At 72.8% G+C, this 17,619-nt stretch carries 13 protein-coding genes; 1 reads left to right on the top strand and 12 read right to left on the bottom strand.

All coding sequences use genetic code 11. The annotated features are described in order from the left end of the window. Window positions 1-41 precede the first annotated feature (41 nt). From ACFC09_RS14330 to ACFC09_RS14295, 8 genes are all read right to left on the bottom strand, one after another. Window positions 42-2,036: a phosphocholine-specific phospholipase C gene (locus ACFC09_RS14330; RefSeq protein WP_376527256.1), complete on the bottom strand. Its 1,995-nt coding sequence runs from the start codon at window positions 2,034-2,036 to the stop codon at window positions 42-44. A gap of 29 nt (window positions 2,037-2,065) precedes the next feature. Beyond that, window positions 2,066-3,817 (bottom strand): endonuclease/exonuclease/phosphatase family protein, encoded by a 1,752-nt coding sequence (locus ACFC09_RS14325; RefSeq protein WP_376527253.1) that lies wholly within the window; start codon window positions 3,815-3,817, stop codon window positions 2,066-2,068. A gap of 552 nt (window positions 3,818-4,369) precedes the next feature. After that, complete coding sequence (locus ACFC09_RS14320; RefSeq protein ID WP_376527250.1) at window positions 4,370-4,690, bottom strand: DMT family transporter; 321 nt, start codon at window positions 4,688-4,690, stop codon at window positions 4,370-4,372. 125 nt (window positions 4,691-4,815) lie between these two features. Then, window positions 4,816-5,514, bottom strand: coding sequence for an HAD family hydrolase (locus ACFC09_RS14315; RefSeq protein ID WP_376527248.1), 699 nt, complete (start codon window positions 5,512-5,514; stop codon window positions 4,816-4,818). A gap of 222 nt (window positions 5,515-5,736) precedes the next feature. Then, window positions 5,737-6,831, bottom strand: coding sequence for an ABC transporter ATP-binding protein (locus tag ACFC09_RS14310; protein ID WP_376527246.1), 1,095 nt, complete (start codon window positions 6,829-6,831; stop codon window positions 5,737-5,739). Beyond that, entirely contained in the window at window positions 6,828-7,808 is a 981-nt protein-coding gene (locus ACFC09_RS14305; RefSeq protein ID WP_376527243.1) for an ABC transporter permease, read from the bottom strand. The genes ACFC09_RS14310 and ACFC09_RS14305 overlap by 4 nt, the downstream gene beginning before the upstream one ends. Then, complete coding sequence (locus ACFC09_RS14300) at window positions 7,796-8,752, bottom strand: ABC transporter permease (protein WP_376527240.1); 957 nt, start codon at window positions 8,750-8,752, stop codon at window positions 7,796-7,798. Before ACFC09_RS14300 ends, ACFC09_RS14305 begins: the two co-directional genes overlap by 13 nt. An 8-nt stretch (window positions 8,753-8,760) precedes the next feature. Continuing rightward, window positions 8,761-9,912, bottom strand: a complete 1,152-nt coding sequence (locus tag ACFC09_RS14295; RefSeq protein WP_376527237.1) for an ABC transporter substrate-binding protein — start codon at window positions 9,910-9,912, stop codon at window positions 8,761-8,763. Window positions 9,913-10,186: 274 nt separating this feature from the next. Here ACFC09_RS14295 and ACFC09_RS14290 point away from each other — a divergent pair, with 274 nt between their 5' ends. Continuing rightward, the gene (locus ACFC09_RS14290) at window positions 10,187-10,957 is read left to right on the top strand and encodes a GntR family transcriptional regulator (RefSeq protein ID WP_376527234.1); all 771 of its coding nucleotides are present in this window, start codon (window positions 10,187-10,189) and stop codon (window positions 10,955-10,957) included. A 308-nt stretch (window positions 10,958-11,265) separates the two neighbouring features. Here ACFC09_RS14290 and ACFC09_RS14285 read toward each other — a convergent pair whose 3' ends face one another. From ACFC09_RS14285 to ACFC09_RS14270, 4 genes are all read right to left on the bottom strand, one after another. After that, window positions 11,266-12,951 (bottom strand): TauD/TfdA family dioxygenase, encoded by a 1,686-nt coding sequence (locus ACFC09_RS14285; protein WP_376527232.1) that lies wholly within the window; start codon window positions 12,949-12,951, stop codon window positions 11,266-11,268. Between the two features lie 493 nt (window positions 12,952-13,444). Then, window positions 13,445-13,993: a carbonic anhydrase gene (locus ACFC09_RS14280; protein WP_376527230.1), complete on the bottom strand. Its 549-nt coding sequence runs from the start codon at window positions 13,991-13,993 to the stop codon at window positions 13,445-13,447. A 354-nt stretch (window positions 13,994-14,347) separates the two neighbouring features. Next, window positions 14,348-16,648 carry a glycoside hydrolase family 3 N-terminal domain-containing protein gene (locus ACFC09_RS14275; protein WP_376527227.1) on the bottom strand — a complete coding sequence of 767 codons (2,301 nt, stop codon included), beginning with the start codon at window positions 16,646-16,648 and terminating at the stop codon, window positions 14,348-14,350. Between the two features lie 54 nt (window positions 16,649-16,702). Beyond that, window positions 16,703-17,617 carry a carbohydrate ABC transporter permease gene (locus tag ACFC09_RS14270; RefSeq protein ID WP_376527225.1) on the bottom strand — a complete coding sequence of 305 codons (915 nt, stop codon included), beginning with the start codon at window positions 17,615-17,617 and terminating at the stop codon, window positions 16,703-16,705. Window positions 17,618-17,619: the final 2 nt, after the last annotated feature.

Here is a 17,619-nt window from a genome sequence, read left to right as displayed (position 1 = left end):
GCCCGGTGGCATCGGCACCACCAGGCCACCGCCGGACGCTGTCAGAGCTTGTGGATCGTTCCGGCGTACCGCTCGGCGAAGCGGGTGCCGGTGGCCGCGGTGACGGTGACGTCGTAGCGGCCCTGGCGGTCGGCGTGCCAGGAGACGGTGGTGCGGGCGCGCGGCCCGACCTGGACGGTCCTGGTGTCGTCGGCGAAATCGTTGGCGGTGAGGGTGAAGGAGACCGCGGTGTCGCCGTCGTTGGTGAGTTTGAGGTCGACCGCGGACTTCTCCGGGTGCCCGGTGTCGCGCAGCTTGGCGGTGACCGAGGGCAGGCCGACGTCGGTCTGGCCGTCGGGGGTGACCGTGCCGGAGAAGCGGGTGACGAATCCGTCGGCGCCGTACACCGAGAAGTCGTACCGGCCGTCGGTGGCGGCGGCGTCCCACTCGTAGGTGCGGGTGCCGCCGGGCTGCACCAGGTACGGGGTGCCGCTGAAGGGCTTGAGGATGTTGGGCAGCACGGTGAAGACGTAGCCGGTGGAGCCCTTGTTGGTCATGGTGCAGGTGACCTTGCCGGTGCGGCGGTCGATCGAGACCTCGGCCCAGGGCCGGTAGGGCAGCGGGCGGTGCGGCCGCTCACCGGATTCCTGCTGGGGCATCGTCTGCTTGCCGTCGGCGGGGGCCTGGACGGGCGGCAGGGAGTGCTGGGCGGTGGCCCGTGCCTTGAGTTCGTCGGTGTCCGGCAGACGGGGGAGGCTGTAGTCGGGCCTGGTGAAGTCGAAGCAGGTGCTGAGGTCGCCGCAGACGGCGCGGCGCCACGCCGTGATGTTGGGCTCGTGGACGCCGGTGACCAGCTCCAGGAAGCGCAGCACCGAAGTATGGTCGAAGACCTGGGAGTTGACCCAGCCGCCGCGGGACCAGGGCGAGCACACCCACATCGGTACCCGGCTGCCGAGACCGATGGGCTTGCCGTCCACGAACTCGTCCTTGGTGCCGGGCTCCGCGTAGGGCGGCACGACATGGTCGAAGAACCCGTCGTTCTCGTCGTACATCACCAGGAAGACGGTGTTGCGCCACACGTCGGGGTTGGACATCAGGGACTGGAGGGCCTTGTTGACCCACCAGGCGCCCCAGTCCGGTCCGGCGCTGGGGTGTTCGCAGTAGTTGAAGGGAGCGACGAGCCAGGAGACCGTGGGCAGGCTGCCGTTGCGGCAGTCCGCGTCGAAGGCGGTCAGATCGTGCTTCGTCATCGCGTTGACGTGCAGCGGCGAGTCCGCGGGGGCCTCGGCGAACTGCTTGAAGTACGACAGGGCGTTGTCGTCGTAGTCGCCGTTCTCGTTGTCCGAGCCGTCGGGGTTGTGGTAGACGCGCCAGCTGATCCCGGCCTTCTCCAGGCGCTCGGCGTAGGTGGTCCAGTCGCCCACCGGGTTCTCGGTGACGATCGAGTTGTCGGTGAAGGGGCCGGTGGTGCCGTCGGTGCCGGGGCCGGGCGTACCGGTCCACAGGTAGAGGCGGTTGGGGTCGGTGGGGCCGTTCAGCGAGGTGAAGTAGCTGTCGCAGACGGTGAAGGCGTCGGCCAGGGCGTACTGGAAGGGGATGTCCGCACGGGTGAAGTAGCCCATGGTGAAACGGCCCTTGGCGGAGATCCACTGGTTCTGGGCGCCGTTGTTGACCGCCTGGTGGCCGGAGTCCCAGCCGTGGTCGAGGCCGCCGAAGTCCTGCGCCTTGTAGGCCGCGGTGTCGAAGCGGAACGGCAGCGAGTAGCCCTCGCCGCGCCCGGCGTCGGGCTGCCGGAAGACGGGATTCCCGCCCGGGAGGACGACGCCCTGCTTGTCGTCGAAGCCGCGGACGCCGTTGAGGGTGCCCAGGTAGTGGTCGAAGCTGCGGTTCTCCTGCATGAGGATCACGACGTGCCGGACGTCGTCGACGGTGCCGTGCCTCGCGGCGGACGCGGCGGACGTCTCGGCGGCCGTGGCCGTGCCGGGCATGCCGAGGGCGGCGGTCGCTCCCGCCGCGGCGGCGGTGCCGACGAAGGTACGGCGGCTGATCGGGGTCATGGATGCGGGTCCTTTGCGGTCGTACGGGATCAGCGGGCGGTACGCAGGGCGAAGGTGACGACGGCCGCGGCGTGGTCGGAGGGCCAGCCGTTGCCGCCCGTGCCGGGGACCGGGTGCGGCCAGCCGGTGGTCAGGCTGTGGGCCTGAAGGACCTTCAGGCGTCCGGCGTACTGGACCTGGTCGACGCGGTCCTGCGGCTCGGCGCCGCCGCCGTCGTGCGTCGGGCGGACGGGGGACCAGGTGATGCCGGGGACCTTCACCGGGTTGGGGTTCGCCTCGCGGAAGGCGTCGTTCAGGCCCGCCTTCTGCAACACCTCGGTGACCGGCCAGGCCACGGCGCCGACCCCGTGGTGGGCGGCGGAGGTGCGCCGGGTCCAGTCCAGGTGGGAGGGGGAGGCGAGGCCGGCGGCGAGGATCACCGGGGTGGCGGAGGCGAGGTCGCGCCGCATGGCGGCGGCCAGCGTCTGCGCCTGCCGGTGGCGCAGGGTCTGCTTCTCGGCGGCGACCACCGCGCTCGCGCCCTGCCCGGCCGCCACCGCGTACGGCCCGTAGTCGGCCTCGTCCAGCTGGGCCGCCCACAGCCGTACGGTGCTGCCGCCCGGAAGCCGTACGGTGGCGGACACCGCGGGCAGGTCGGCGGTCGGGTCCGAGACGTCGGCCAGCGGGTGGCGGCTGACGATGCCGAGGCTGCCCGAGGTCTGGTGGACGTTCCAGCCGAGCGCCTGGCCGAGGGCCTTGGCCGCGGTGCCGTCCGTCTCCTGGAGGGCGACGACGTCCAGTCCCTGGGTGAGGACCACCCGCGCCTGCTTCTCCAGCGGGCTGTCGACGTGCGTACCGGCGTCCCACAGGTTCAGCGAGGCGACTTTGAGGGTGAGGTCGTCCCGGTCGGAGCGGACCGGTACCTCGACGGTCACGGTGTCGCTGCCGCCGGCGCTGTCCTGCACGGAGGCCACCAGCCGGCCCGGGGCCTTCGGGGCCCTGCCGGGAGCGCGGCCGGTGACGGTGCCGTCGGAACTGACGGACAGCCAGGAGTCGCCGGAGGTCCGGTGGAAGGACGGGGTGCCGGGCTTGTTGCCCGCCGGGCGGATCCACAGGTTGCCCAACGGGACCTCGACGGTGTCCCCGGCGGTGGCCGGGACGGTGACCGCGTCGACGACGGCGTACGGCCGGACCACCGGGGTGAAGTCGAACGGCGCCGTCTTGGCGATGACCGGGTACTTGTCCTGGTAGCACAGGTAGGCGGTGTACGGGCCGCCGGTGAGGCCCGAGGTGTCGAGGGTGAGGCTGCCGGACGCGGCGGCCGAGTACGCCCAGACGATGGACGATCCCGTGCCGGGCTGCCGGTCGCCGTCGTAGATCCCGATCCAGTTCTTGGCGTCGGGCGAGGAGGTCGTCCAGGCGAAGGTGAGTTTGTCGCCCTCGTGCGGGACGGCCGGCGACTTCAGGACGAGGCTGTCGCCCGACCCGGCGAAGGCGATCGGCCCGGTCCGGGCGAGGATCTGGTTCCCGTCGTTCAACAGCAGGTAGGCCGTGTAGGGCCCGCCGGCCAGCTTGGAGGTGTCGACGGTGGTGGTGCCCGACGTGGCCGCCGGGACGTACGACCACGCCCACGAGGTGCCGTTGCCCGGTGAACTCCCGGGTCCGTAGACGCCGATCCAGTTCTTGGCGCCCGGGGTGTCGGTGGTCCAGGTGAAGGTCAGTCTGTCGCCCGTGTGGGGTGCGGTGGGCGAGGCGAGGGCGAGGGTGCTGTTGGAGGCCGCCACGGTGGGAGTGGGTGGCATGAGGGCACGGATCCTCTCCGTCCGGTCCGGGCACGGGAGGCCAGGGCTGGAGCAGTCGGCTGGGCGGCGGGCCCCGGAGGTCCCCGCCGCGGTGTGTCCCTGGCGCCCGGCGGGGCGTTGCCGCGCACCGGAGTCCAGTTGGCTATACAACTTGGCCCAGTAAGCGGTTCGTGTGGAAAGGTTTCGTGAACGGGACGTGGCGCCCGTCCGGGCAGTGGCCGACAATCCGCCCCGCGCGGGCCGTCGTTGCGTGCGCGCGTGTGCTCGGGCCCGGGGGCGGGGCGGTGCGCGTCGCCGGTACGGCACCGGCGGTTGTACGGGCGCCTTCGCCGGTGCGTGTCTTTGCTTGTGCGTACTCTTGCCGGCGGCTGGGCCGACTGCCGAACCTGCTTCCGGAACGCCGAACCGCCCGCCGGGCAACGGCGGGCGGTTCGGCTGGAGTTCGGCGGGTGCTCGGCGGGTGCTCGGGGGTGCTCGGGGGTGCTCGGCTGGGGAGCCCCGCCCGCGCCGCGGGGCCTGACCGGGCCGCCGCCCCCGCGGCCGGGTCTGTGGTCAGTGGCCGCCGTGCACGTTGAGGACCACCACGCCCGCGATGACCAGGGCGATGCCCAGCCACTGCGGCCACCCCAGCGACTCCCCGAACGCCACCGCGCCGACGGCGGCGACCGCCGCGGTGCCGACCCCCGACCAGACCGCGTAGGCGACCGACACCGGGATGTCCTTCAGCGCGCGTCCCAGGAGGATGAACGACACCACGTAGCCGACCGCCACCGCGACGGTGGGCAGCAGCCGGGTGTATCCCTCGGTGAGCTTCAGACAACTGGTGGCGCAGATCTCGGAGGCGATGGCGAGGGCGAGCAGAACGTAGGGCATCGTGACTCGGCAGGTGTGAGCGGACGGGAACGGAGAGGTGGGGACGGAAGCGGAGAGGCGTAGCCGGAGACGGAGACGGAGACGGTGAGGTGCGCAGGGGCGTGGCCGCGGTGGGCGCCCACCGGTCAGGTTCGGGTGCCGGGGGCCCGTACGGGGGCCGCGGCCAGCCTGGACAGCAGCGCCAGGTCCGCTTCCTCCAGGCTGCTCAGCACCACGGTCCCCGGCTCCGCGGCGATCGGCACGGCGGACGGGACCGCCACCACGGGGCAGCCCGCCGCCCGCGCGGAGGCCACGCCCAGCGGGCTGTCCTCCACCGCGACACATGTCCGCGGTTCGGCGCCGAGCCGCTCGGCGGCCGTCAGGTACGGATCCGGGGCGGGCTTGGTGCGGGCGGTGTCCTCCGCCGCCACGGTCAGCGCGAACCACTCGTGGCCGAGCGTGCGCAGGACCAGGTCGACCACGTGCCGCGGCGAGGCCGTCACCAGACCGACCGGCACCGAGGCGTCCTTCAGCTCGGCCAGCAGCCGAACAACCCCCGGCCGGGGCCGTACGTCGACGGCCACCCGGGCGGCGAAGGCGGAGCCGAGGTCGGCGGCGATCCGCGCCTCCGGCACCGGGCGGTCCACGGCCCGGCGCAAGTACGCCGCGGTGTGCCCCACCGGCCGGCCGAACACCTCGGGGAGATCGGCGTCGGTCAGCCGGTGGCCCAGGTCTTGCGCCACCTCGGCGACGGCCCGCCACCACAGGTGTTCGGTGTCGACGAGTGTCCCGTCCATGTCGAACAGCACGGCGGAGGGACGGACCGGGGCGTTACGGGAGTGCACGAATGCTCTTCCTGTCAGGAGATACGAGATGGGGGGATGGGGATACGGAAAGGGATGTGGATGTGGATGTGGATGCAGGACTGGGAGGCTGTGAGTACCAGATGGGGGGATACCGGGCTGTACGCGGCGGCGAACGGACCGGTGCACGGCGGCGGGACGAACCCGGCCGACGCGGGGCGCGCACCCGTGGTGAGCGCCCCGCGCGACGGCCCGGCGAAGGGGTCAGGCGGCCCGGCGGCGGTCCACCAGAACGGGGCGCTCGGGCAGCGTGAGGGACGCCGTCGCGCCGACCGGCAGACCGGCCGCCGAACCGGAGGGCAGGTCGGCCTTCACCTCGGTTCCGTCGGCCAGCCGCACGGTGAGCCGGGTGACCGCACCCAGGAAGGAGGCGGCCACCACCGTGCCGCCGCCCAGCGGATCGGCGGCGACCCGCACTGCCTCGGGACGTACCAGGACGTCCAGGTCGCCGTCGGCGGGCAGCGCGCCCTCCACCGGCAGCCGGCTGCCCAGCACCTCGACCTGCGCGGCGCCGGCCGTGCGCACCGCCGGCAGCCGGCTCATGGTGCCCACGAACTCGGCGACGAAGGCCGTGGCGGGCCGGGCGTACAACTCCGCCGGGACCGCGACCTGTTCGAGCCGGCCCGCGCGCAGCACCGCCACCCGGTCGGCCATCGACAGGGCTTCCTCCTGGTCGTGCGTCACGAACAGCGTGGTGATCCCCAGATCCTGCTGGAGCCGACGGATCTCCTCGCGCAGCGTCAGCCGCACCTTCGCGTCCAGCGCGGACAGCGGCTCGTCGAGCAGCAGCACGCGCGGTTGCAGCGCCAGCGCGCGGGCCAGGGCGACCCGCTGCTGCTGACCGCCCGACATCTGGTGCGGGAACCTGTCGGCGAGCCGGCCCAGCCCCACCAGGTCCAGGAGTTCCGTGGACCTGCGCAGCCGCGCGGACTTTCCGGTGCCCCGCATCCGCAGGCCGAACGCGACGTTCTCGACCGCCGTCAGGTGCGGGAAGAGGCTGTAGGACTGGAACACCATCCCGGCGCCGCGCCGGTGGGCGGGCACACCCGTGACGTCCACGCCGTCGACCAGGACCTCGCCCGCGTCCGGGTGCTCGAAACCGGCCAGCATCCGCAGCGCGGTGGTCTTGCCGCAGCCGGACGGCCCGAGCAGGGCGAGCAGTTCGCCGGGACGGGCGGCCAGATCCAGGCCGTCCAGTGCGACCGTGGCACCGAAACTGCGGTGCAGCGCGCGGAACTCCACGGTGGCGCCGCCGGACGCGCGGACGGACGCGGACGTGTCCGCGGTGGTTGTGGTCACGACTTCTCCTGGACGGTGACGGTGTCGGTGGCGGCCGAGGGGATGGCCGCCGTGACGTCGGGGGTGACGCCGGTGGAGGCGTCGGCGGGCGCGGCGTTCGCGCGGGCCCCGCGCGGGGTACGGGCCGCGCGCCCGCGCCCGGCGGTGGCGAGCAGCAGCAGGAGGACCCAGGTCAGGACCAGGCTGAGCACCGACACGGACACCGAGACCTGGGCGTTGCTGCCGCCGAGGGACACGATCCACACGGCGAACGGCTGGTAGCCCAGGATCGAGGCGACCGTGTACTCGCCCAGCACCAGGGCCAGGGTGAGGAACCCGGTGTTCAGCAGTGCCCCGCGCAGGTTGGGCAGGATGACGTGGACCACGGTCCGCGGCCAGCTCGCCCCGCAGTTGCGCGCCGCCTCCACCAGCGTGGCGAGGTCCAGCGACCGCAGCCCCGCGTCGAGGGTGCGGTACGCCAGCGGCAGCGCCATCAGCACATAGGCGAGCAGCAGCACCACCGGGAAGTCCGGGTTCTGGATCGCGGTGAAGGTCTGGAACAGCGGGGTGTCGGCGAGATGGTCCGGACCCCACTGAAGGACCGAGCTGATGCCCGCCGTCAGCGCCACCGCGGGCACCACCAGCGGCAGCGAGCACAGCACTTCCAGCAGCACCCGCAGCCGCGGCGCGGTCAGCCGCACCGCGATCAGCGCGGGCACGAGCAGCAGCAGGGTCGCCGCGATGGTGGCGGCGGCGAGTTCCAGGGTCAGCCGCAGGCTGTCCCAGAAGCCCGCCACGCCGAAGATGCCGCTGTAGGAGCTCAGGGTGAGGCCCTTGCCGGGCACGTCCACGGTGAAGACCACCGAGGCGACCATGGGGCCGAGGAAGTACGCGGCGGCGATCAGCCCGACGACGCCGCGCCACACCCGTGGACGCCGGCGCCGCCAGGCGCCTTCCGGCTTCGGCCGCGCGGTGGCGGACGGGGTCAGTGCAGCCATCGTGCGCTCCTGCGCTGGAGGGGGATGTACAGGGCCATCACGACGCCGGCGATCACGATCATGTCGAGGCTCAGCGCCAGCGCCACGTTGCCCTGCCCGGCCAGCACGTTGCCGGACAGCGCGCCCGCGATCTGCAAGGTGACCAGCGGTACGGAACTGCCGACGATGGCCGCCGCGGTGGCGTACGCGGCGAAGGCGCTGCCGAAGAGGAGCACGAAGCCGCCCAGCAGCGAGGGGGCCAGGATCGGCAGGGCCACATGCGTCCAGTACTGCCGGGTGGTGGCGCCGTTGTTCTGCGCGGCCTCGCGCCACTGGACGCGCAGGCCGTCGAGTGCCGGGGTGATGGTGAGCACCATCAGCGGCACCAGGAAGTACAGGTAGACGATGCTGAGTCCGGTGAAGGAGTACAGGCTCCAGCCGTGCTTGCCCAGGTCCAGTGCCCGGGTCAGCTCACCGGAGTTGCCGAGGGTGGCGACGAAGGCGAAGGCCAGCGGCACACCGCCGAAGTTGGCGAGCACACCGGAGGCGGCCAGCACCGCCTCGCGCAGCGCGCGGAAGCGGGAGGTCACGACCGCGTGGGCGAGCGGCAGGCCGAGCAGCACGCCGATCGCCGCGGTGAGAGCGGACAGCTTGACGCTGCCCCACAGGGCGGTGAGGTAGGCGCCGTGCACCGACTGGCTGATGTTGTCCGTGGTCCAGTGCGGGCCGTCGGGCGCGCCCGCGGCCGTCCTGAAGGCGTTGGTGACGATCGCGAAGGCCGGCAGTCCGAAGACCACCAGGACGAAGACGATCAGCGGCAGGACGGCCAGCCGGCCGGCATGGCGGGGTCGACGGCGGGCGGTGCCCTGGGGCGTGGTGGGGGAGGCGACGGTCCCGGTGCCGCCGGCCTCGTCCGAGGACGGGCCGGCGGCGGGGGACGGCGTCGCGGCGCGAGCCGTGGTCATGTCGTCGATCAGCCGATGGCCTTGGCCCACCCGGCGACCACGGCCTTCTGGGCGGCGTCGACCTGGGCGGTGGTCGGGAACTTCGGGCTTCCGGTGACCGGCGGGAGCTTCGCCGCGGCCGCCTTGTCGGCGGTGCCCTTCTCCAGCATGGCCGGCAGCTCGGCGGGGCGGGAGAAGCCCTGCAGCCACAGGTTCTGCCCCTCGGTGCTGTAGAGGAACTCCTCCCACAGCCGGGCGGCGGCCGGATGCGGCGCGTACTTGTTGATGGCCTGGCTGTAGTACTGGGCGTACTGGCCGTCGCTGGGCACCGACACCTTCCAGTCCAGGCCCTTCGCCGCGAACTCCTTGGCGTAGCCGGCGTTGAGGTAGTCCCAGTCGATGCTGATGGGCGTCTCGCCCTTCTCGACGGTGGCCGGGGTGGACTCCACCGGGTTGAAGTTGCCGTTCTGCTTCAGCTTGTGGAAGAAGTCCAGGCCGGGCTGGATGTCGGCCAGCGAGCCGCCGTTCGCCAGCGCCGCGGCGAAGACACCACCGAAGGCCGAACCGGACTTGGTCGGGTCGCCGTTCATCGCGACCTGGCCCTTGTACTCCGGCTTGAGCAGGTCGGCGAAGGTGGTCGGGCACTCCTTGACCTGCTTGGCGTCGCAGCCGATGGAGACGTAGCCGCCGTAGTCGTCGTAGCGCAGGCCGGTCGCGTCCTTCTGGTTGGCGGGGATGTCGTCCCAGGTGGCGACCTTGTACGGGGCGAGGATGCCCTGGGATGCGGCGCTCAGCGCGAAGGAGTTGCCGAGGTCGACGACGTCGGGGGCGCGGCTCTGGCCCTTGCGCGAGGTGATCGCGTTGATCTCGTCCTGGCTGGCGCCGTCCGGGTTCTCGTCGGAGACCTTGATCCCGTACTTCTTCTCGAACGCGGCGATGATCGTGCCGTAGTTGGCCCAGTCCGACGGGAGGGCGATGGCGTTGAGCGTGCCTTCCTTCTTCGCGGCGGCGACCAGTGCGTCCATGCCGCCGAAGTCGGCGGCGGAGGTGGCCGTCGCCGCGCTCTTCCCGCCGCCGGCGGAGGCCGTGGAATCGGAGGAGGAGCCGCAGGCGGTCAGGGCGAGGGCCGCAGTGGTGAGCCCGACAGCCACGGCGGCGGTTCGGACACGAGGGACTATCACGGAATTCCTCCTGGTGAAACGGCGTGCGGGCGCGACGGACCTGCGGAGTCGGCCGTCGGCGTGCCAAGGTTGGCTGTACAACTTTCATCAGTACGCCCGACACCGGTGACCGGAAGGTGAACAGTCCGGCGACTTTCGAGGGATGGCATCGGAATGTCGGCGTTTGCCCGAGGCACTTGCCAGTCTGCGGGAGGCGGCGGCCGGTGCGGAGCAGATAGGGTCCACCGAGGCGCGCACGGCGCGCACATGACGGGGCAGGCCAGGAGGAGGGGCGTTGCAGGGTGACAGCGCGCAGCCGCGCAGGGGCACGCTCTACCGGAAGGTCGCGGCCGACCTGCGCGAGGCCATCGCGGCCGGCGAGTACGGCTCCGGCGGCCGGCTCCCGGCCGAGAGCGTGCTCGCCGAGCGGTACGGGGTCTCCCGGGGCACCGTGCGCCAGGCGCTCAGCTCCCTGCGGGCCGACGGGCTGGTCACCTCCCGGCGCGGCACCCGACGCGTGGTCCTCGGCACCACCCGGGTGCAGAGCTTCGCGGAACTGGTCAGCTTCACCAACTGGGCGCGGTCGCTGGGCGAGGAGCCCGGCGGCCGGGTGGAACGCCTGGAGCAGCGCTCCGCCGACGCCGGCGAGAGCGAGCAACTGCGTCTGGAGACCGGCGCGGAGGTCGTCGTCGTACTGCGGGTGCGCACCCTCTCCGGCCGCCCGGTGATGGTCGAGCGCAGCGTCTACCCCGTGTGGGTCGGTGACCTGGTGGCGCGCATACCGGCCGACGCGGTCTCGCACACCGAACCCCTCCAGGAACAGGGCGTGGTGTTCGCCGACGCGGACCACACCATCGACCTCGTCCTGGCCGACGCCGACGACGCCCGCCTGCTGGGCTGCCGCGTCGGCGAGGCCCTGCTGCGCGAGCGCAGGCGCTCCACCGACCCGGTCGGGGCGCCCGTCGAGTGGTCGGAGGACCGCTACCTGCCGGGCACCGTCGCCTTCACCGTGCACAACTCCATCGCCGGCTCGGCCCTCGCCCGCCACCACCGCACCACTCCCTGACGGGCTGCCTCCGCAGGCGACAGCGGCCGACCGGGGAGGGCCCGCGGTGCTGCCGGCCGCGCCGGTCGACGGGCCGGCCGGCCCGGTTTCCCGGCCGGGCCGGCCAATCGAGTCCGGTGGGGAAAGCGAACGGCGGAGGAGACGCGCAGAGCCGCCCGTGGAGCACGGCGACGCAGGGCCGATCCGGCACGGAGCCACCGGAGGTACATCACCGCATTCCCCCCAGGGCACCCGCCTCCGCGGCCGTGTCCCCTCTCCGCCACGGCAGACGGAAAGGGGACCTCGACGGTGCCGTACCCCGGACGGGCCTAACCCCGCATCAGCGAGGTGAGCAGCGGCACGAAGTGGGCGAAGTCCGGTGCCGGAACCCGGGGGTCCTTCGCCTGTTCGTCCCAGCGGCGTACGGCGACGGCGTCAGCGGCGTGCGGAAGCGCGGCGAAGGCGGCTGCCTCGGCCTCGTCCATGGGGCCGCCCTGCACCTGCAAGGTGTACTCGGAGGCGGGGGACAGGGCGGCCCGGTAGTCGGGCTCGACCGCGCAGAGGTAGCGCTTGGCGGCCACGTGCAGCCGCACCGGCTCGGTGACGTCCGGGCCGAACCAGCGGGTGAGCAGGTCCGCACCGGTGTGGCTGTGCCGGTTGTCGGTGCCCTCCATCAACTCCGTACCGGTCACCGGCCCGTGGAAGTGACCCACGTCGTGCAGCAGCGCGGCGGCCACCAGGTGCGGGGGAGCGCCCGCGGCCTCGGCCAGCGCGCCGGCCTGCAACATGTGCCCGGCGACGGTGACCTCCTCGCCCAGGTACTCCGCCGTCCCCGGCCCGTCGAACAACTCCGCGAGGGCGTCCAGCGAGTCGGACCTGCGCAGCACGGCCAGGGTGCTCGCCAACCCGTCCAGATCGGCGTAGGCGCCTTGCAGATGCCGGGCGCCGCTGCGGCCGAAGGCGGTACGGGCGTGCAGCAGACGCGTGTTGTCGAAGACCAGGCAGTCGCCGGGGGCCAGCCGCAGGTCCAACTGGAGGCCGGGCCGCAGCAGCAACTCGGCGAACCGGCGGTAGGCGGCGTAGAACGCCTCCAGATCCGGCGCGGGCAGCCGCAGCGTGCCGATCGACCGGTTGTTGAACCGCACCTCGCGGATCCGGCCCAGCGGGTCCACGTCGATCAGCGGGCGGTCCGCGCGCAACTCGGTACGGTCGTCGCGGAAGACGAACGGCACCGGCGTCCGCGTCAGCAGGTCGAACGCCTCCGGGTCCGCCGAGCGCAGCAGTGCCGCCGCGGCGAAGCCGTCGACCAGCCCGGAGTCCCCGCCCTCCGCGGAGTTCTCCAGGCAGTGCAGCAACTGGAGGGTCGGCACCGGGTCGCGGTAGGGGTTGTCGGTGTGCGGGGTGATCCGCGCGGAGGTGAACGCGAGGTTGTTGGGGTCGGGCACGACCCGGACGTCGAACAACTGCCCGTAGTTGGTCTCCCGGACGAACCCGAAACTGCGGGCGACGTCGAGCACCTGGCCCTCCCGGCGCGGCACCTCGCGCAGCAGCGCGAACCCGAGGCGCTGCACCGCCTCCAGCACCCGCGCCCGCTCGGCGGGATCGCCGAGATAGCCGGCCCAGTCCGCCTCCGGCAGCCGGCCCGCCAGGTCCTTGGCCCGCCACAGCTCCTTGCCCGCCTCCGTACGGCGGTCACCGGCCGCGGGCGGGACGGCCGGGCGGTGGGCGTGCAGCCAGTCGGCGGCGTACGCCGAGCGGTGGCCGTCGGGCTCCCAGCGGACCTCGGCCACCGCCTCCGCCACCTCGCCCGGTTCCACCACCGCGACGGACTCCACGACCTCGCCCACGGCGAGCCCGGACGGAAGGTCCGTGATCTGGAACAGCTTCTGGCCGGACCGCGGATCCCGGCACTGTGCGCACGGGCAGTTGTCGCGCAGCCACACGGCGGGCAGCGCCGCGACCCGGGCCGCGAGCGAGGAGGCCGGATCTCCGGCCCCGGGACGTGACGTGGTCATGAGTTTCTCTCCTCCACTGAAGTTGTCTAGCCAACTTTGATCGGCCTTGGTGAGCCGAAGGCGATCGGCAGATGACGACAGGGCGAAGACGGGCCGAGCAGCGCCGGGACTGCTTCAATCGTCCGGCAGGACTCTGCGGGCGCCCGCTACCGAGGCCCAGGCCCGGGAGTGATGCGCTGCCCGTCGCCAGGACGGGCCACGTGAGAAGGGCACCCCCACCTCTTCCCCGACGCCACCCCCACGCCAACTGGGCAGCAATTCAGCGAGGTTGGAAACGACTTATCGACTGCGTCTTCGGGGTACGCGACTACGCTGGATTCCAGCCTCTGGCGCCCGCTGCCCCCGACCTCTCCAGCTCACTTCGCTCACAACGGCGAAGCGGCCGTGCGGCTCGTCGTCGCCTTCGGCTGAACCCGGCACGGCGCCGCACCGGCGCGCCGCGGATCTCGGCGTCCGCACCGGCCGCGCGGCGGGATCCGGATTCGGTACTGCGTCAGCCCGGGGCGACGACGGTGGTGAGCACGCCGGTCCGCAGGTCGTAGGCGTAGCCGCCGATCTTGAACTTCTCGATGCTGCCGGCCAGCTCCGGTGCCCTGCGCAGCGACTCCACGTCGGTGCGTACGGTGGCGGACGGATCGAGCACCGCCATGGCGGCGGCGGTCTCCTCGTCGTAGCCGCCCCGCTCGGCGTAGGTGCGGCGCAGTTCGGGGTCGGCGAACAGTCCGGAGCCGCAGTCGGTGTGGTGGATGATCGCCACCTCGAACCAGTCGGCGTCGGGTGTCTTGTTCTCGTGCAGATGGCAGATCCAGGTCAGGTCGTGGATCACGGCGGGGGTGATGCGTCCGCCGACGTTGCGGGCCACGATCGCGTCGCCGAGCTGCACGCCCACGATCGCCGCGGGCTCGACTCGCGGGTCGATGCAGGTGATCAGGTACACCTGCTTGAACGGGATGAACGGGATCTCGGGGACGTGGGTCTTGGCGTCGGTGGCGGCGAACTGCTCATTGCGCTGGAGATACGGGGCGAAGTTCGACGTGGCCATGGTCGGGTTTCCAATCAGGGCGGAGCAATGGCGGGGGAGACCGAGCGGGCGGCCTTCAGTATCAGGTCGGTGACTTTCGGGGGCCGGGATATCGGGGGCGGCGCGCGAAGATGCACGCAATCGCTTCCCGACGGCGCACGGCCGCGAGTACCCGCGTCGATGCGCCCCGAGTACTCGTGTCACTGCGTCCCGGTTCGCACCTGGGAAGGGTGTCTCCGGCAGGTCCGCGGTGCTCCGCCCGCCGGGCCCGGTCGTCACGGCGTTCGTGGCCGTGGCGGACGCGGCGGTCGTGGTGGTCGTGGTGGTCGTGACCGGCGGGCGGCGTTCTCGCCGTGAACCGGTGGCGGCTCGCCGTCAGTCGTGCTGCCGTGTCCCGCACCGCAGCCGCCTGTCGGGGCCGAGGGCCCGGACCGGACCCGTGAGGGTCAGGCGGGCGGTGTGCCGTACGTCCGTGCTGGAGGTGGCCAACCGCAGTTCCAGCGCGCCCGGTTCGACGACGCGGGTGCCCGTGCGGTCGGTGAAGGCCGAGAGGTCGGTGTGGAAGCGGAAGGTGACCCGGCGGGACGCGCCGGGGGCCAGGTCCAGTCGGTGGTAGCCGATCAGGCGTGTGTCGGGGCGGGTGACCGAGGCGACCGGGTCGTGCAGGTACAGCTGGATCACCTCCGCGCCCGCACACTCGCCCGTGTTGCGGACCGTCAGCGAGAGGTCGTACGAGCCGTCCGTACCGATCTCCGCCTCCGTGCCCCGGAAGTCCTCCCACGCGAACGTCGTGTACGAGCGGCCGTGGCCGAAGGCGTACAGCGGGGTCGGGTCCAGGCTGCTGACCTCGCCCGCCAGGCCCAGCGGGGGCTGGAGGTAGGTCCACGGCTGGCCGCCGGGGGAGCGCGGCACGCTCACCGGGAGGCGGCCGGAGGGGTTGACCCGGCCGGACAGCACACCCGCCACCGCGGATCCGCCCTCCGCGCCGGGGAAGAACGCCTGCACCACCGCGCCCAGGCGGCCCTCCCAGCGGCCCAGCGCGTACGGACGGCCCGTCAGCAGCAGCAGGACGACGGGGACTCCCGTCCCGACGAGCGTGTCCAGCAGGTCGGCCTGGACGCCGGGGAGGCGGAGGTCGGCCGCGTCGCAGCCCTCGCCCGACGTGCCCCGGCCGAACAGCCCGGCCCGGTCGCCCAGCACCGCCACGCACACGTCCGCCTCCGCGGCCCGAGCGACCGCCTCTTCGAAGCCGCCGCGGTCCGGGTCGGACACCCCGCAGCCCTCCGCGAACGTGACCTTGGCGTCGGGGAGTTCGCAGCGCAGCGACTCCAGGACGTCTCTGATGCCGATGCCCGTCGGCACGTCGGGGTGGTGGGGGAGGACATGGGAGGGGAACGAGTAGCAGCCCAGCATCGCCAGGGCGTCCGCCGCGCGCGGCCCGACCACCGCGATCCGGGTGTCCGGGGCCAGCGGCAGCAGGCCGTCCGGGTTGTCGAGGAGGATCACGGACTCCTCCGCCAGGCGGCGGGCCAGCGCGCGGTTGGCCGCCGAGTCCAGATCGACCGGGCCCTCCGGTTCCGGCTGCCAGTCCTCGTCCAGCAGGCCCAGTTCGCACTTCTGGAGCAGGACCCGGCGGGCCGCCCGGTCCACCAGCGCCTGCGGGACGAGCCCGTCCCGTACGGCGGCCACCAGCGGCTTTCCGTAGCACTTCAGGGTGGGCAGCTCGACGTCGACGCCTGCCTCCAGGGCCGCACGGGCCGCCTCCGCCGGGCTGCCGGCCACCCGGTGCAACGTCTCCAGGAACCCGATGCCGAAGTAGTCGGCGACCACCGTGCCGGTGAACCCCCACTCCTCCCGCAGGAGTCCGGTCAGCAGGCGCGGGTCCGCGGCGGCCGGGACGCCGTCCGTCTCGTTGTACGCCGCCATCACCGAGCGGGCGCCGCCCTCGCGCAGCGCCATCTCGAACGGCGGCAGCGTGACGTCCGCGAACTCCCGCACCCCCGCCCGCACCGGCGCCAGGTTCCGGGCGCCCGCCGAGGACGCGTATCCGGCGAAGTGCTTGAGCGTGGCGACGACCCCGGCCGACTCCAGACCCCGTACGTACGCCGAGCCGACCGTGCCGACCAGGTACGGGTCCTCGCCGATCGTCTCCTCCACCCGCCCCCAGCGGGGATCGCGGACCACGTCCAGGACGGGGGCCAGGCCCTGGTGGACGCCGGCCGAGCGCAGATCCCCGCCGATGCGCCGGCCCAACTCCTCGACGAGCGCCGGGTCGAAGGTCGCGCCCCAGGCGAGCGGGACCGGGTAGGCGGTGGCGCCCCAGGCCGTGAAGCCGGCCAGGCACTCCTCGTGGGCGACGGCCGGAATGCCGAAGCGGCCCGCGGCGGCGATCCGGCGCTGGGCGCGGGCCAGCGCCCGCGCGGCGAGGGCCGGGTCCACGGGGGCCGTGCCGAAGGAGCGGGTCAGCTGACCGAGGCCCAGCGTGATCAGCTCGTCCCAGTCGTGGCCGGAGGCCATCTCGCGCTGGAGGGGGGCGACCCCGTCGCCGTCCGTGGCGGCGCCCACCCACACGCCGTACAACTGGGCGGTCTTCTCCTCCAGCGTCATCCGGGAGAGCAGGTCGTCGACGCGGGCGGGGGCGGCCAGGGCGGTGTCCCGCCAGGGAGCGGTGGTCATGGAACTCCTGTCAGAGAGAGGGGGAGGCGGGCAGCCGCCGCGGAGCGGCCGGGATCATTTGCCGCCCACGCCCATCAGACCGCCCACCAGCGCGCGCCGGGCCACCAGGTACACGGCGAAGATCGGGATGCCGGAGAGGACGACCGAGGCGAGCAGGGCGGGGATGTTCACGCCGAACTGGCTCACGTAGGTGAACAGGCCGAGGGTCAGGACACGCGGGCCGTCGGACTGGGTGAAGATCAGCGGGAAGAGGAAACCGTTCCACGCCTGGAGTGCGGAGTAGATCACCACGGTGCCGATGCCGCCCCTGGCCATCGGGATGACCAGTTGGAACAGCATCCGGGTGGCCGAGGCGCCGTCCAGGGCCATCGCCTCGTACAGCTCCTCCGAGATGTCCCGCAGCGTGCCGGTGAGGACCAGCACCGACACCGGCATCGCGAAGGCCGCGGTCGGCAGGACGATCGCGAGCAGGCTGTCGTACAGGTCGAGCTTCGCGATCATCAGGTAGAGCGGCACCACGACGGCCTGCGCCGGGATCGCCACACCGAGCAGGAACAGCCGGAAGGCGGCCGTCGACCACAGGCTCCGGGTGCGTACGGCCACGTGGGCGAGCGGGACGCACAGTACGAGGACGATCGCCACGACCGCCGCCGCGACGATCGCCGTGTTCGCCAGGAAGTGGCCGAAGCCGTTGTGCAGGACGGTGTCGTAGTTGTCCAGGGTCGGACGGGCGGGCGGCTTGAGGGCGTTGTTGCCCAGTGCCTGGTCCTGGCGGGTGAGCGAGGCCGAGATCATCGCGTAGATCGGGACGATCACGATCACCAGCCAGAGCGCGGAGCCCAGGCCGGCCAGCGGGTTGGGCCGCCTGCTCCAGGGCCGCCTCCGCCAGGGCCGGCGGCGGCGTCCGGCGGGCCGCGGGGCCGGCGGCCCGCCGGCCCGTACGGGACGTGGCAGCGTGTCGGGTGACATGG

Source organism: Streptomyces sp. NPDC056161, from assembly GCF_042268025.1.
Lineage (GTDB): Bacteria > Actinomycetota > Actinomycetes > Streptomycetales > Streptomycetaceae > Streptomyces.
Note: the sequence above shows the minus strand (reverse complement) of the source record. Positions and strands in the feature narration are given on the sequence as shown.

Excerpts from the sequence above, each read along its gene's own strand:
- ACFC09_RS14275 (WP_376527227.1), bottom strand. The coding sequence starts at position 16,648 with ATGACCACCGCTCCCTGGCGGGACACCGCCCTGGCCGCCCCCGCCCGC.
- ACFC09_RS14280 (WP_376527230.1), bottom strand. The coding sequence starts at position 13,993 with ATGGCCACGTCGAACTTCGCCCCGTATCTCCAGCGCAATGAGCAGTTC.
- ACFC09_RS14325 (WP_376527253.1), bottom strand. The coding sequence starts at position 3,817 with ATGCCACCCACTCCCACCGTGGCGGCCTCCAACAGCACCCTCGCCCTC.
- ACFC09_RS14320 (WP_376527250.1), bottom strand. The coding sequence starts at position 4,690 with ATGCCCTACGTTCTGCTCGCCCTCGCCATCGCCTCCGAGATCTGCGCC.
- ACFC09_RS14285 (WP_376527232.1), bottom strand. The coding sequence starts at position 12,951 with ATGACCACGTCACGTCCCGGGGCCGGAGATCCGGCCTCCTCGCTCGCG.
- ACFC09_RS14270 (WP_376527225.1), bottom strand. The coding sequence starts at position 17,617 with ATGTCACCCGACACGCTGCCACGTCCCGTACGGGCCGGCGGGCCGCCG.
- ACFC09_RS14300 (WP_376527240.1), bottom strand. The coding sequence starts at position 8,752 with ATGACCACGGCTCGCGCCGCGACGCCGTCCCCCGCCGCCGGCCCGTCC.
- ACFC09_RS14330 (WP_376527256.1), bottom strand. The coding sequence starts at position 2,036 with ATGACCCCGATCAGCCGCCGTACCTTCGTCGGCACCGCCGCCGCGGCG.
- ACFC09_RS14305 (WP_376527243.1), bottom strand. The coding sequence starts at position 7,808 with ATGGCTGCACTGACCCCGTCCGCCACCGCGCGGCCGAAGCCGGAAGGC.